The sequence below is a fragment of the Saltatorellus ferox genome, assembly GCA_007751475.1.
In the GTDB taxonomy this organism is placed as follows: domain Bacteria; phylum Planctomycetota; class UBA1135; order UBA1135.
In genome coordinates this window covers 2,681,904-2,695,663 of sequence record CP036434.1, presented here as the reverse complement: position 1 = coordinate 2,695,663, position 13,760 = coordinate 2,681,904, and the positions used below count along the sequence as shown (strand labels likewise).

Here is a 13,760-nt window from a genome sequence, read left to right as displayed (position 1 = left end):
TCTCGGAAACGACTCGAAGCTCGGTTGTGGTCACGCGGGTCGCAGGCCCTTGGGCCCTCTGGCGAACCATACGGGGCTGGATACAGCGATGGATCTGGAAGGACTTTCACGCGCATGATCAGCCTTCGTCCTCGTCGGCTTCTTCGATCTCATGGATCCGAACCACGTCGAACGTGACCCGGGCTCGGACGTCATCGTCCTTCTTCGACTGGCTGCTCTTCAGGTCGAGCTCTCGGACCGGAAGCGCCTGCGCACGAATGGCCGCCAGGGAGGAACTCTCCGAGTCGGCTGCCGCCAGAGGCGTCTCGCAGAGGCTGAGCCAGCGAGTGATCGCCTCGGAGGGCGCGACGCAGTCGAGGGTCACTTCCGTACGCTCGATCGCCCCGAGGCCGCGGCCGCGCTGAAAGGTCGGGTCGAGCTTGATCTCGATCGCACGGACCTGACGAACGCCGGACTCCAGGGCCAGGACGAGCGTGCGCTCGAGCATGTCGAGGGCGTGCATGTGGCGCTCGAGGGCGTCGACGTTGCGCGTCTTCTGCATCTCGAGGTCGAGCCCGTCCGGGAGAAACGCGCGCTTGCGGCTCGCCAGGTCGCCGAGGCGATCACGGATCAGAGCCTGGGCGGTCTGATAGGCCGCCTGCGCCGAGCCGCCCGAAGGATCGAGCATGAACTCGGGCCGCGGCCGGAACTCAGCGGCGGCACGGGCGGTTTCATACAGCTTCCGCAGCGCCTCGTTCTCGTCCTCGGCCATGCCCAGGTCGGAGGCGCTGAACATCTCGCCGCTCAGCTCCCTCTGCGCCTTGCTCGTGGCCCGCTGGATATTGCTGATATCGCCCATGTAGAGGCTGTTGATCACCATCGTTCCGATCAGGAACACGAAGAGGCCGGAGCCCACCGTGATGATGAACTTCTTGTTCTCTTGCCAGACTTCGCTCGCGTCCATCAGGCGTCCTCGTTGTTGTTAGCGGGTGTTTCCACGGGCGCAAAAAGGGACATGTCGATGCTGAAGGCCTGGCGATCCAGACCCGGGTTCAGGACGGCCTTCGGCATCGTCTCCTGAAGCTTGTTGACCATGGCCTGGAACTGCTCCGTCGGCGAATCCACGCCCTCGCGCAGGCTGCCACGCACCACGAGAACCGGGCGCTCCTGCTGGCGCTCGATGCCGAGTTCCTGGTCGGACTCGAAGGAACTCTCGATCCGCGTGATCCAGAAATCCTGCGGCAGATGGTCGTCGAAGAAGGCGAGCGCGCGCGCCACCTGCTCGCCCGATCCGGCGATGCCCTGGAGCGACTCCGTGCGCACGGCCAGCTCCGCGTTCGCCGCGACGAGTTCTTCCGTGCTCTCGTGGATCGCCCGGGCGCGCTTGACCTTCGACGCGAGCCCACGGCTCACGCCCTCGACCCGATCGAGCTTCGCGGCGAGGTGCTGGACGCGGAAACCGAGGAAGCCGATGCCGAGCAGGCCCGCCGCGATCAGCCAGAGCGTCCCGCCGAAGAACTCGCGCTTCTTCGCGAGCCCGGACGGCACGATCTCCAGTGAGTAGGCGTCCTTGTCCGACGCCATGGTCGCGAGGCCGAGCGCCACGACGGCCTCCAGTTCGTGGGCCTCCAGTACCTCGCTCTCCTCCGGCGTGAGCGCCGACGTATCCACGACGTGGAACGCGTCGAAGAGATGCACGGGCACGCCCATCCCGGCCGAGAGGTACTCCGGCAGTCCGGCCAGCGCAGCGCCGCCGCCGCAGATCAGCACCCGATCGACCTTGAGACCGGAGAGCTTCACCTGAGTCTTGCAGAACATCACCGCGCTCTGCAGCAGCGAGGTGAGCTGACCGGCCGCGCCCATCACGGCGCGCGTGGCCTTCTCGCTCTCGGCCGAGCGTGGACGCGCGCCGGGAGTGAGGTCCACATGGTCGATCTTGACGGATTCCGCCTGCGAGGCGCCCATCCCGAGGCGCTGCATCAGCGCCTCGTCGAACAGCCTGGAGCCGCCCGACAGGTTCCTCGCGAACAGGAGATCCGCGCCGCGCACCAGCACGACATCGGTGGTCTCGTGGCCGATGTTCGCCACCAGAACGGTGTCGTCCTGGACGACGCCGTAGCGGACGAACGCGTTGTAGAGCGCGATCGATGCCGGCGAGAACGCGTCGAGCGTGCCCCCCGCCGCCTCCAGGCCCTTCTGGTGCTCGTCGAGGAGCGTCTCGCGGCTCATCGCGAGCAGCACGACGTCCTCGCCGTCGATCTCAGGCGGGCGCGGCAGGAGGTTGAAGTCCGACGCGACCTCGGCCCCTGACTGATCGCCGATCTCCTGGACCTCGAAGCGCATGAGGTTGCGCAGCTGCCAGTCCGGCACGGCGGGGACGCGCGTGTAGCGCACGTTGACCTCGCGTCCGCTGATGCCGATCCGCGAGCGCCCGAGCTTGAAATCAGGCGCGAGCCCGGCCCAGCCCGAGCCCAGATCCCCCGCGTGGTTCTCAGCGATCGCCACGTTCGTGACGTGGAAGGTGCCGCCCTTCCAGGAGCCCTTCAGTGCCACGGCCGAGCGTGCGCCGACATCGATTCCGGTTGCTGTTCTCGCCATCACTGGCCTCCCGCGGAGTTCTGTTTCGAGCTGCTGGCGGCCGAATCCCGGCTGCCGCTCGCCTGACTGTTCTTGTACTCGTCGAGACGCTGCGCGAGATCCTCGGCGCCGCTGCGACGGAGGACCGTTTCGATGGCCTCCAGTCGCTGGAGTTCGTCTCGCTCGTTGCTGGAGTCGAGCGCCGCGAGTTCCTGCTGGATCACGTCACGGAGCGCCACCGCCTGAGTTTCGACGTCGGTCCCGCGGAACCTGCGACCGAGGTCCTCGGCGCGGACCAGCTTTTCGCGGAAGAGGTCCGCGAGGCCGAAGAATCGAGCGCGCTCGACCTCGGCCGTGAGTTCCTTCAGCTGCGAGCGACCTTCGCCGAGCAGCTCGGTCTGACCCGCCGCCGCCTCGCCGATCAGGCGTGAATCGTAGGGAACTTCGGTGAGCAACTCGTTCCAGCTGGCGAGGGCCGAGCCGCTGTCGCCGGCACTCCGTTCCTCTTTCGCTCGCCGCGCGAGGCGCTGGGCGCGCGTGCGCTCCTCCATGAAGCTCGTCTTGAGCACCACCGGATCCGCGGTCGGAAGCTCGATCCGGAAGGTCACCCCCGAGTCGCCGCCGCGCGCGACGAGATCGACCGGCGCGGGGAAGCTGAGCGCGACCATCCGAGCCCCCTCCCCGAGGATCAGGCCCGTCACGCCCGAGCGCTCGAACGTCGAACCGTGGGCGGCGTAGCCAGAGTCGCTCAGCGTGGCGATGCCGCCAGAGGCGAGCGCTTCCTCGACGCGCAGATGAAGCGACCCTGCCGCTGCCGGATTGAGCTGGACGGCGCCGCCATCGCCCTTCAGAAGCAGGTCCTGACTTCCGAGCGAGCTGCCGTCGACGTCCCCGGCGCGCGCCACGCGGAGCAGCGACACGAGCATCTGATCCAGCGACGTCAGCGAGACGGCCTTCGTCGCGCCCTGGACGCCGATCGGCGTCAGCGTGAACGAGTCCTGGACGATGGAGGCGGGCAGGTCGCTCGCGGGGACGAGCGCCACGTCGTCGACGCTGACGCTCTTGAGGTCCGCGAAGGCGTCGTCGTCGCTGGCGTCACCGGCCGCAGATCCCTCGGCGACCGCGGCGGGCGCAGCGGTGCTCTCCGCCCGAAGAAGGACCTGGACGAGACTCATCCCCGCGGGCGCCGTTCCGGCGAGGCTGACCTCGACGAAATCTTCGCCCGTTGCGCAGGCGTCCGACCAGACCGTGGTCGTGATCGCGTCCTCGCCTGGGCCACTGGAATAGCGGAGCCCGAAGCGGAACTCGATCCCCGCGTCGGCCTGGACATGGCCGACGGCCCTGAGGGAGCGCGAGCCACCGGAGAGGCGAACCGCTTCCGATTCCATGAGCGCCGATTCGCCGCCCGCGAGGTCCGCCTGGATCCCACGGGTGCCGGTGCGGCGCGCGGAACGAGCGGGCAGGAACTCGGCCGTCACGTCTGGATCCGAGGTCCACCCCTCGGAGTTCTCGAACGAGTAGCCCGCGGTCAGCAGATTCCCGTCCGGCGCACTGGGCGGCGTCACCGATGCGGCGCGCCCTCCGCCCTCGCCTTCGGAACGCTGACCGAGCCACCACCAGGCGCCGCCACCGATCGCCGCGAGACCGACGAGCAGGATCGGGCCGAGCTTCGAGGACTTCGCGGACCGCGCAAGGTCCTCCGCCGTGATCTCCAGCCCTTCCTCGTGGGGCATGAGCTGGGTCGCGCCGAGCCCTTCCGCGGCCGGCGGGTGCGTGGCTATCCGGGGGGGAGGAGCAGGCTTCGAGGCCGGAGGGGCCGACGGAGTGGCGGAGGGCATCTTCCTGGGCATCGAGACCGCGGGCGCGACCTCGTCCTCGCCTTCCAAGACCAGCTCGTCGAGCTCGCCCGAGGAGTCATCGAATCCGGCGCCGCCTGAACCGCCCGAGGCCCCCACGGACTCCAGGAGCGAAAACTCCACCGCGCCCAGCGTGAACTCATCCCCGGGCTCCAGGGACGTCTGGCGAACCTTGCGGCCCCCCACCAGCGTTCCGTTCGTGCTGTTGAGGTCGCGGAGCGACACCCCGTCTTCACTGATCTCCAGCTCGGCATGACGACCCGAGATCGACACATCCGTCACCTGGAGGGAATTGCCTGGCTTGCGCCCGATGGTAAAGGAGCCACCGCGGGCCGCGACAATCGTGAGGGGTACGACTTCGCCGCGGCGCTCTCCGGATTCGAAGCGCAGCGAGTACTGGAACGTCATGGAGGACGCCCGGACGTGGGTGGGTCCGGGCTGATGGGAGTAAAACGGCCGCTCGGATGGGTCATCCGGGCTACGGGGGGACCAGGCGGGGCACCTCGGGAAAGGCGGATACCCGCGGCGGCGGCACAGGTTACAGACAGCGAACCCCGATCGCGTGACCGAACCCGGTTCCGTGGCTCCCCAGGCGGTACGAACAGGATCCAAACAGGAGGGAGCCGGTGTCGCGCCCTCGCTTCGCCCCTAACGCGACTGAATTCAGGCACATAATCCAGCGTGCGACATCGAAACCCCAGCGGGCGGGCCAACCCTCACGAACTGGGCGCTGCCGCCGGTGGGCCACCGGAGACAGCGCCCTGGGAGACGACAGGCAGAAGCGGGGAGAATCAGAACCCGAACACGATCGAGGCCGTCCAGCGGTAGCCGAGCAGGTCCTCTTTGTCGGTCAGCGGCGACTCGTAGGCGAGGCGCAGGGCGCCGAGGTTCGGGGTCCGCACCTCGAACCCGAGGCCCGCGGTCACCACGTCTTCGCCCTCACCCCCACCGAGGTTGGCGACATCGACGCCCGAGAACGGCACGGCCACGTTGTTCCCCTCGTTGAGGGTCGAGTAGCCGTTGATCTCCACGACGGGACTGAAGGTCTCGTTGACGTGGTAGTCCGCGTGCAGGTGCCAGGACAGACGGTCGCTGTCGCCGAGCGCGTCCTCGCTCCCCACGGGCGTGGTGAAGTTCACGTTGGCGCCGAGGTGCAGTCGGTCGAAGCCCTTGTTGACCGAGCCCCAGAGCCGGACCTCGTCGTCGCCCTGGAGGACTTCTTCGTCTCCGATGCCGAGTTCGTAGCCGATACCGACCGCGGCGTGCGTGTCGGTCTCCCAGTTCTGAAGGAAGGCCCATTTGAGGCCGGCCGCGAGATCGTTCATGCCCGAATCGTCGATGAGGCCGGAGTTGAAGTTCACGAAGCCGTCCTTGTAGGCGACCAGCTGCAGAGACTCGGTCAGAGCAGCGCGCACCTGCACGGCGTAGACCGTCGCGCTACCGCCGTCGATCGGACTGTTGCCCGGGAACGAATGGCGCACGTACCAAGCGCGAACGTCCGAGGTGATGAAGCTGTCCTCGTTGTAGTAGGGCGACGTGATCGGGTGGACGGCCTGGCGCTCGGCGGGCAAGGCGAGGCCCTCGCGGTCTTGCTCTCCGAAGAGAACGGTCTCGGCGGCCTGCGCGTAGGCGCCGACGAGGAGCTGGGATGCGACGCCAGCAGCCAGGAGGAAACGGACAGGGAAGACCGTGGGCAGGGGGTTCTTGAGTTCCATCGGATGGGGTGCGCCAGTCGGTATGCGCGGAGTGCCGGCTTCGATTCGCGCGGTTCGGTTTCAGGGGGGAGGTAGGCCTGCCGCCGCCTCCGCGGGCTGAGGCGGCAGACCGATGCTTGAAGCGTTCGCTCTGCCCGCACGATAGGCAGCCCTGGACAGGGAGGAGGCCCGCGACTCGCGAAGAACCAGCTGTCTACGCACTGGTAGAGTACGCCCTGGGCCCTAGTTCGGATGATTCGCGAGAGGGAAGCGCCAGTGCGCCCAAACGGCGCTGTGGCAAGGAAGATTCGCGAACGGAGCGGAGGCGGGCCCCCGTGCCCTGAATCAGAAGTTCGTCGTATTCGTTTCAGTCTGTTTCGTTTCGTAGCAAGGCGTCCGAACCGCAGTGCGTAGCAGTAGCTCCGTCCAAGGTTCGGCAACGCAGCTACGGAGCGAAACAGGCGAAACTAATGCGACGAACTTCTGATTCGGGGCACCAGGCCCGTCGAGCATTCTGTGAGGGAGCCCGCGAAGCGGGCGGCAGCCAAAGGCTGCCGTCTGACGCCGCCGCGGCGTCGTTTGGGCGTGCTGGTGGTTTCATCTCGTGAATCGTTCGGGCTCGTTCGCAGATCACTCGCTCGGTTCGGCGAGATCTCCGTTCACCTGCGCATCGGGCGCGCGCCCGGTCCACATGTCGCGCGTGGGCACGAACCGATTCCGACGCTTCACGCGGCGGGACATCAGATCGTCCTGGTGGCGATTGGTGTACAGCGCAGCGCTGCAGTCCCCGCACTGCTCCCAGTCCTGGAAGTCGAAGTTCATATGCGCCTTGCGAATGCTCTGCATCTCTTCGCTCTTCCAGATCTCCTCGATCGAAGAAGGCCCGAAACGCCCGACGACGAGCCGCGCGTCGAAGTCGAAGTGGCACGCGGAAACCTGGCCGTTCGACAGGAGGAACAGCGCGTCCCACGGATAAGGGCACGAGATCCGCATACGCCGATAGAAGCGATCGCGGAGACGTTGGATCGGCCTGCCGAGGAAGCGCGCCAGCCGGCCGCCTCCCCCGTGAACCTCGCCCTCGGCGTACCCGGCGTGACTGTTGGGCCAATGGAGATCCACGTCATCGACGTGGTCGCGATAGCGCTCGAACCAGGCCCTCTCCTCCTCGGCGTCGAACGCCTTCGTGACCACGCACGTCGCGACGATGCTCGGGACGCGAACCCTCCCCCACGGGGTCGACTTGAAGGGGCCCTCGGCATCGCGCACGGCCTTGAGCTCCTTCATCCCGCGATAGAATGCCTCGGGATCGAGCCCGGGCCGAAGGGCCTTGATCTTCTCCGGGTCCGCCGCGTCGATGGACAGGTTGATGATGTCCGGCCCGGCCGCCACGAGTTCTCGCACGTACTCCGGTGTCAGCCGGGTACCGTTCGTCGAGACGGACACCTGGATCCCCGCGGCGCGCGCCATCGAGATCATCTTCGGCAGCTCCCTGTGCAGCGTGGGCTCGCCGATGGTGTGCAGCGTGAGCCTGTCGATGCCGAGCGACTGCATCTCCTCGATCAACTGGGCGTAGAGCGGCATCGGAAGCATCGTCAGGCGCCGATCCATGCTCTTGTTCCCGCAGTACGAACAGGCCAGGTTGCAGGCATTCGTCGGCTCGACGATGACGCGACGCGGCCGATCCGGAACGATCCCGTGGGGATGGTCCTTGCGCTCCCGCCGCGTCCGAAGGCGCGCGGCCACGCGGCTGACGAAGAGGGAGCCCTTGAGCTGGTTCTTGACGGATGAGGTGAACTGCATGGTGTAGGTCAAGCTATCGGCACGGAGCGCCCGGGAACGCGGCCAGTCGCCAGGCTTCGCACTGGAAGCGAACCGGCTACGCACCTGTTCGTAGGCGTGCGTCTCAACTCGGCCTTGCACGTGTCGCTCTGCGATCAGGAGTCGTGCAAAAGTCCCATGCGTGGGGCCGGCGACTGATAGAGTGCCGCCATGGATAGCGGTTGGGCACATTCCAAGATCGAGCTTCTGGACGCGCTTCTGGAAGGGCTGATCGACGCCGTCATCGTGATCGACGCCTTCGGCGCGATCCAGCGGGCGAGTCGATCGGTCGAAGCGCATTTCGGGTGGACCGCCTCCGAACTGGAGGGCCAGAACATCAAGGTGCTGGTCCCCGAACCGCATCACTCGAACCACGACGCCTACCTCGAACGATTCCGCAAGACGGGCAAGACCTGGATCCTTGGTACGGTCCGGGAGTTCGAAGTGGTGCGCAAGGACGGGTCCCACGTGATGTGCGAACTCAGCGTGTCCGAGATCCCCAGCGACGGCGCGCGGGGGGCGCTCTACTGCGGCAGCTTCCGGGACGTGACCGATCGGACGCGCGCTCGGCAGGCCTTGCGAAGGAGCGAGGCGAAGTTCCGCGGCGTGTTCGAACACGAGAACCAGATCGTGCTTCTGCTCGACGAAGACGGCCTTGTGACCGAGGCGAATGCACCCGCACTGGCCCGGATCGGCGTGCTGCCCGGCGCGGTGATCGGCCTTCCACTCCACGAGGCGCCGTTCTGGAGCAGCCTCCCCGGAAATCGCGATGCCGTGGCCCGCGCGCTCGAGGCGGCGAGGCAATCGGGCCTCGCGATCACGCGCGCGAACGTCTGCATCCCCCACGCACTGGCGGGCCAAGGAAAGGCCGCCGATTCGATGGGAGCGGGCCGAAGCGTTCCTGCGGATCCTGTCGGGCTCTGCCACGGCGCACTTCCCTACTCCCACGAAGTGTCCGTGCGCGTGGTCCCTTCGGCGAGCGACGGTGCTCCGTCTGCGATCGTGGAGGTTCGTGATATCACGGACCTCGTGGAGTCGGAACGACGGGAATCAGCGGTCATTCGCTCGCTCGCGCGCGTCGGCGAGGAGTCCGCCGTCTTGGCCCACGAGCTACGCAGTCCCGTTTCCGCGCTGGAACTGGCACTGAAGGCCGTAGGCCGCCACCTGGGAGAAGAAGACAATGCGATTCTCGTCGAGCTCGCGGCGCGCATGCGTCGGCTCGAAGAACTGCTGAACCGAACCCTTCGCTTCTCCCGTCCGCTCGAACTGCGGCTCGAGGAAATCACGCCGGGCGCCGCGTTCGGCGCTGCCCTCAACCACGAAGCGGCCGCGATCAAGAAGGGCTCCTACCGAGCGATCGTGTCGGTCGAGCCCGGGACCCCTTCTCTCCTGGCTGACCCCGCGGCGCTGAACGACCTCCTGTCCAACCTCGTGCGCAATGCGGTCGAGGCCCAGCCGGGCGGCGGCAGCATCTCTCTGCTCGCGAGACCGAGCCCGACGGCGCCGGGCATGGTCCGTCTGTCGGTCACGGACGAGGGCCCCGGCATTCCGGAGTCCGAGCGCGAAGCGATGTTCCGGCTCTTCCGCACCGAGAAGGAAGACGGCACGGGCCTCGGCCTCGCCCTCGTCCGCAAGATCGCCGACGAACACAGCGCCACCGTCCGCCTGACCACCGGCGAGCACGGCCACGGCCTGTCCGTCATCCTGGACTGGCCGACCGCACCCCACTCCCACTGACTGCCATGAACGACGCCGCCCCCATCCGAGTCTTCGTCCTGGACGACCAGGCCATCGTCCGCGCTGCTCTCCGCAGGCTCCTCTCCGACGAGTGCGGGTTCGATGTCATCGGTGACTCCGGCGACGCGCGTGAGGCCATCGCGGACATGAGCAGACTCCGTCCGGACGTGGCCACGGTCGACATCACGATGCCCGGACTGTCGGGAATCGACGCGCTCCCCAAGCTGCACGCGGCTTCGCCCCGAACGCGTTTCCTGGTGCTCACCAATCACGAGTCGGGCCGATTCCTCGAAGAGGCTCTGAAGGCGGGCGCGTCCGGATTCCTGACCAAGGATTCGGAGCCGCAGGAGCTGAAGGTCGCCGTCGAGGCCGTCTTCGAGGGCCGGAACTACGTCACGCCGCGCGTGACCAATGCGCTGGTCGAGCGACTGATGAGCGGCGAGAGGCCCGATCCTACCGAAGAGACCACGGGCCGTCTCGGGGCGCTCACGCCCCGCGAGCGCGAGGTTTTCCACCTCTTGGCCATCGGGAAGACGAACAAGGAAGTCGCCATCAAGCTCGACATCACGCTGGGAACGGTCAAGAAGCATCGCGAGAACCTCCAGCGCAAGCTGGACGCCCATTCCCCCGCGGAGCTGGCGCGCATCGCGATTCAGGAAGGCCTGCTCTCGACCTGATCGATGGGTCGAAATGGCGCACGGCGGTGACTCAGAGAGCGACGAGCGCGGCGCCGTAAAGATCGGGTTGAGGTGCAAGGCAAACGAGGTCGAAGGTTTCCCCCATGTGGCGGCCCAGGGATTCCCCCGGGAGCCCATGGCCACCCGGAAAACTCTTCCACCCCCACCGCCGATGCTTGCACACCTGGGACACAGCGACGACCCTGACAGCCTGGATGCCGTCAACGAGGTCATCGATCAGATCATGACGGACCTTGCGGGCGCAGAACCGAAAGCCGCGCTCCTCTTCTGTAGCGTCGAGTACGAGCACCAGGTGCTCCTCGACCGGATCCAGGAGCAGTGGCCGGGTCTTCCGCTCGTCGGTGGGACCAGCGACGGGGAGTTCTCCTCGAGCCTCGGATTCTGTGAGGACTCCGTCCTCATGACCGTCTTCTCCGGAGACGACCTTGTCGTCCACGCCGGGATGGGCCGCGACCTCTCGGGCGACATGGACGCTGCGGTGAAGGCGGCCATGGAAGGTGCGGGAATGGAGGGCGCACAGGACTTCACGCCCAGCGTGTGCCTGACCGCGTTTGCGCCGACCACCGACGCGAGTGCGGTCATCTCGAAGCTGGCGAAGCACCTTCCCGACGTCCGATGCCCCGTCCTGGGCGGGCTGAGCGCCGATCACCGAGAGTTCCAAAGAACGCGCGAGTTCTTCGGCAACGAGGTGCTGAGCGACTCCCTTCCGATCCTCTTGATCCAGGGCAAGATCGCGTCCAGCTGGGGCGTGGGCTCGGGATGGTTTCCGATCGGCGGAGAGATGACGATCACGAGCTCCGAAGGCTCGGTCGTCAAGGAGATCGACGGGCGCCCTGCTCTCGCCGTATACCGGGACAACTACGGTGAAGTCCCCTCGAACTCGCTCGGCGAGTACCCACTCGCCTTCATCGACGATTCCGGTACCTGGGTGCTGCGGGCGACTCTCTCGATGGACCACGACAACGAGACGCTCACGTTCGCGGGCGCCATCCCGGTGGGTTCGACCGTACGCTTCACCCAGGTACTCGAGGAAGGTCTCTTGAGCGGGTCCGAGGAATCCTTGACGCGCGCGCTCTCGGCCTTCGAGGGAGAATCCCCGAGCATCGCACTGTTCTTCAGCTGCGCCGCTCGCAAGTGGGTTTTGGGCTCGGAAGCCGAGAAGGAGATCGACCTTCTCAAGAGCGTCGCCCTCGACCGCGGCCTCACGGAGATCATCCTCGCCGGGCTCTACTGCTTCGGCGAGATCGCGCCGAGCCACGGTGGAACGAAGAACAGTTTCCACAACGAGACCTGCGTGTCGATCGTCCTGGGCTGAAATGAGCGCGGGCGAGGCATCCGGCCCCGATGAGCTGAAGGCTCTTCGGAAGGAGAACAAACGCATGGAGCGCCGGGTTCGGCAGCTCGAGCGTCTCGTCCGTACGTCAGAGATGATGGCGCGCCAATCGAAGTCCGTGATGGAGCGATCCCTCGACGGGCTTCGAGAGCGCACCACCGACCTGGAAGCCGCCAAGGAAGCCGCCGAGGCAGGTCTGGCCGCCAAGGATCGCTTCCTCGCGACCATGAGCCACGAGATCCGCACGCCGATGAACGGCGTGATCGGATGCATCGACCTGCTCACGCTCAGCGACCTCGAACAGGAAGACCGGAGCCTCGTCATGACGCTCAAGGACTCCGCGGAGACGATGATGACGCTGCTCAACGACATCCTCGACTTCGCCAAGCTCCAGGAAGATCAAACGGTCATCGAATCGAGGCGCCTCGACGTGGCCCACCTCGTCGCGAGCGTCGCCAGCTCGGAGAAAGCTCGCTGCAGTTCCAAGGGAATCGACGTGCTCTTCGCCGTGGACCCCGCCGTTCCGCAGGCTCTCCTCGGCGATGAACACCGGCTTCGGCAGGTGCTCAGCAACCTCATGGGCAATGCCGTCAAGTTCACCGAGCACGGCTCGATCACCCTGTCGGTCGCCGTGACCGACGGCGGCCAGCAGCTGAGATTCGAGGTCCGCGATACCGGCATCGGCATGAAGCCAGAGGTCCTGGGCTCGATCTTCGCAGCCTTCACCCAGGCCGATGAGACCACGGCTCGTCGATTCGGTGGCACGGGCCTCGGTCTCGCCATCAGCTCCGCGCTGGTGCGCGCGATGGGCGGCCAGATCGAGGTGTCCAGCGAAGTGGGCGTCGGGTCCTGCTTCTACTTCTCGATCCCGCTTGCACTTCCCGCGCCGGACAGCCGGGAGGAAGAGTCGAAGGTTCCCGCCAAGCAGAGCCTCGCGGAGATCATCAGCGCGCAAGACGTGGCGGGCCTTCGAGTCCTCCTGGTCGACGACAACCCCGTGAACCGCAAGGTCGGCGCCAAGCTGATCGAGCGTCTCGGCTGCACGGTAGGACTCGCCACGGGAGGCGCGGAAGGCGCCCAGAGAGCCCTCGAAGAAGACTGGGACGCTGTGCTGATGGACTGCTCGATGCCGGATGTCGACGGGTTCCAGGCGACCGAGCGCATCCGGCGCTCGAACAGCCCGAGGAGCCGGGTCCACATCGTCGCGCTGACGGCTCTGTCGATGGAAGGCGATCGCGAGCGCTGCCTGGCGGCGGGGATGAACGACTACGTTCAGAAACCACTTCGGGTCGCCGAGCTTCAGGAAGCACTGGCCCGCGCAAGCTCCGCCGAACGGGATGCCGCCTGAGGCGACTCGCTGGCGGAACGCGGCCTTCGACACCGGCTCTCTACGTCTCCCTCGGCCAGCGACCCGACTCGCGGATCGAGACCCAGCGCTCCCCCGCGCAAACGACGTGATCGAGCAGCGGCACGCCGACGACACGGCCCGCCTCCACGAGCCGCGCGGTCACCTCGAAGTCCTCCGCGCTGGGCTCCGGATCCCCGGAGGGGTGATTGTGAGCGACGATCACGGCGGCGCCCCGCAGCCGGAGTGCGGGCGCGAAGACCTCGCGCGGGTGCACGGGAGCCATGGTGAGCGTCCCGCGGCTCACCTCGACACGCACCTTGAGACGATGACGCGCATCGAGCACGAGCGCCTGGAACGTCTCGATCTCCAATCCACGTAGCTCAGGCGCCAGAAAGCGCGCCACGTCGTCGGGCCGCTTGAGCGAGGGCCGCTCCCCCATGCGGGCTCGCTCTGCCGCACGCCCGAGCTGGAACGAAGCGGCCAGCCGCGCGGCCTGGGACTCCGTGAGCCCGCACACCTCGGCGAGAGCGTCACGCTGCAGGCGAGCGAGGACACCGAGACCGTGGTCTCGGAGCGCTTGCTCCACCGCCGCGCGCGTTCCCCTTCCCGCCCTGCGGCCGTTCCCCACGACCGCCCAAAGCGCCTCACGTAGCGGCGCGTCGAGACCCATCCCTTCCGAATTCAGCTGATCCATGCCTGAGAGAGGACTGGCGCCGCTTC

10 protein-coding genes are annotated in these 13,760 nt (G+C 67.0%); 4 read left to right on the top strand and 6 right to left on the bottom strand.

Annotated features, from left to right (window positions below; genetic code table 11):
• Positions 1 to 118 precede the first annotated feature (118 nt).
• The 5 genes from Poly30_RS09635 to Poly30_RS09615 form a co-directional block, all read right to left on the bottom strand.
• Complete coding sequence (locus tag Poly30_RS09635) at positions 119 to 943, bottom strand: hypothetical protein (protein WP_145196669.1); 825 nt, start codon at positions 941 to 943, stop codon at positions 119 to 121.
• Complete coding sequence (gene pilM, locus Poly30_RS09630) at positions 943 to 2,577, bottom strand: pilus assembly protein PilM (RefSeq protein ID WP_145196667.1); 1,635 nt, start codon at positions 2,575 to 2,577, stop codon at positions 943 to 945. The genes Poly30_RS09635 and pilM overlap by 1 nt, the downstream gene beginning before the upstream one ends.
• Complete coding sequence (locus Poly30_RS09625; protein ID WP_145196665.1) at positions 2,577 to 4,820, bottom strand: FHA domain-containing protein; 2,244 nt, start codon at positions 4,818 to 4,820, stop codon at positions 2,577 to 2,579. The genes pilM and Poly30_RS09625 overlap by 1 nt, the downstream gene beginning before the upstream one ends.
• A gap of 383 nt (positions 4,821 to 5,203) precedes the next feature.
• Positions 5,204 to 6,127: a hypothetical protein gene (locus Poly30_RS09620; RefSeq protein WP_145196663.1), complete on the bottom strand. Its 924-nt coding sequence runs from the start codon at positions 6,125 to 6,127 to the stop codon at positions 5,204 to 5,206.
• Positions 6,128 to 6,736: 609 nt separating this feature from the next.
• The gene (locus Poly30_RS09615) at positions 6,737 to 7,906 is read right to left on the bottom strand and encodes a radical SAM protein (RefSeq protein ID WP_419191182.1); all 1,170 of its coding nucleotides are present in this window, start codon (positions 7,904 to 7,906) and stop codon (positions 6,737 to 6,739) included.
• A 189-nt stretch (positions 7,907 to 8,095) separates the two neighbouring features.
• Between Poly30_RS09615 and Poly30_RS09610 the strand changes: the two genes are divergently transcribed.
• The 4 genes from Poly30_RS09610 to Poly30_RS09595 all read left to right on the top strand — a co-directional run bounded on the left by Poly30_RS09610 (position 8,096) and on the right by Poly30_RS09595 (position 13,040).
• Positions 8,096 to 9,661: a PAS domain S-box protein gene (locus Poly30_RS09610; protein ID WP_145196659.1), complete on the top strand. Its 1,566-nt coding sequence runs from the start codon at positions 8,096 to 8,098 to the stop codon at positions 9,659 to 9,661.
• A 5-nt stretch (positions 9,662 to 9,666) separates the two neighbouring features.
• Positions 9,667 to 10,338, top strand: coding sequence for a response regulator (locus Poly30_RS09605; protein WP_145196657.1), 672 nt, complete (start codon positions 9,667 to 9,669; stop codon positions 10,336 to 10,338).
• A 172-nt stretch (positions 10,339 to 10,510) separates the two neighbouring features.
• Positions 10,511 to 11,674 carry an FIST signal transduction protein gene (locus tag Poly30_RS09600; protein ID WP_419191181.1) on the top strand — a complete coding sequence of 388 codons (1,164 nt, stop codon included), beginning with the start codon at positions 10,511 to 10,513 and terminating at the stop codon, positions 11,672 to 11,674.
• 1 nt (position 11,675) lies between these two features.
• On the top strand, positions 11,676 to 13,040 hold the full coding sequence (locus Poly30_RS09595) for an ATP-binding protein (protein ID WP_145196654.1): 1,365 nt from the start codon (positions 11,676 to 11,678) through the stop codon (positions 13,038 to 13,040).
• 40 nt (positions 13,041 to 13,080) lie between these two features.
• On the opposite strand, the gene Poly30_RS09590 is transcribed toward Poly30_RS09595, so the two are convergent.
• Positions 13,081 to 13,734: a JAB domain-containing protein gene (locus Poly30_RS09590; protein WP_145196652.1), complete on the bottom strand. Its 654-nt coding sequence runs from the start codon at positions 13,732 to 13,734 to the stop codon at positions 13,081 to 13,083.
• Positions 13,735 to 13,760 lie beyond the last annotated feature (26 nt).

Excerpts from the sequence above, each read along its gene's own strand:
- Poly30_RS09635 (WP_145196669.1), bottom strand. The coding sequence starts at position 943 with ATGGACGCGAGCGAAGTCTGGCAAGAGAACAAGAAGTTCATCATCACG.
- pilM (WP_145196667.1), bottom strand. The coding sequence starts at position 2,577 with ATGGCGAGAACAGCAACCGGAATCGATGTCGGCGCACGCTCGGCCGTG.
- Poly30_RS09625 (WP_145196665.1), bottom strand. The coding sequence starts at position 4,820 with ATGACGTTCCAGTACTCGCTGCGCTTCGAATCCGGAGAGCGCCGCGGC.
- Poly30_RS09620 (WP_145196663.1), bottom strand. The coding sequence starts at position 6,127 with ATGGAACTCAAGAACCCCCTGCCCACGGTCTTCCCTGTCCGTTTCCTC.
- Poly30_RS09615 (WP_419191182.1), bottom strand. The coding sequence starts at position 7,906 with ATGCAGTTCACCTCATCCGTCAAGAACCAGCTCAAGGGCTCCCTCTTC.
- Poly30_RS09610 (WP_145196659.1), top strand. The coding sequence starts at position 8,096 with ATGGATAGCGGTTGGGCACATTCCAAGATCGAGCTTCTGGACGCGCTT.
- Poly30_RS09605 (WP_145196657.1), top strand. The coding sequence starts at position 9,667 with ATGAACGACGCCGCCCCCATCCGAGTCTTCGTCCTGGACGACCAGGCC.
- Poly30_RS09600 (WP_419191181.1), top strand. The coding sequence starts at position 10,511 with ATGCTTGCACACCTGGGACACAGCGACGACCCTGACAGCCTGGATGCC.
- Poly30_RS09595 (WP_145196654.1), top strand. The coding sequence starts at position 11,676 with ATGAGCGCGGGCGAGGCATCCGGCCCCGATGAGCTGAAGGCTCTTCGG.
- Poly30_RS09590 (WP_145196652.1), bottom strand. The coding sequence starts at position 13,734 with ATGGATCAGCTGAATTCGGAAGGGATGGGTCTCGACGCGCCGCTACGT.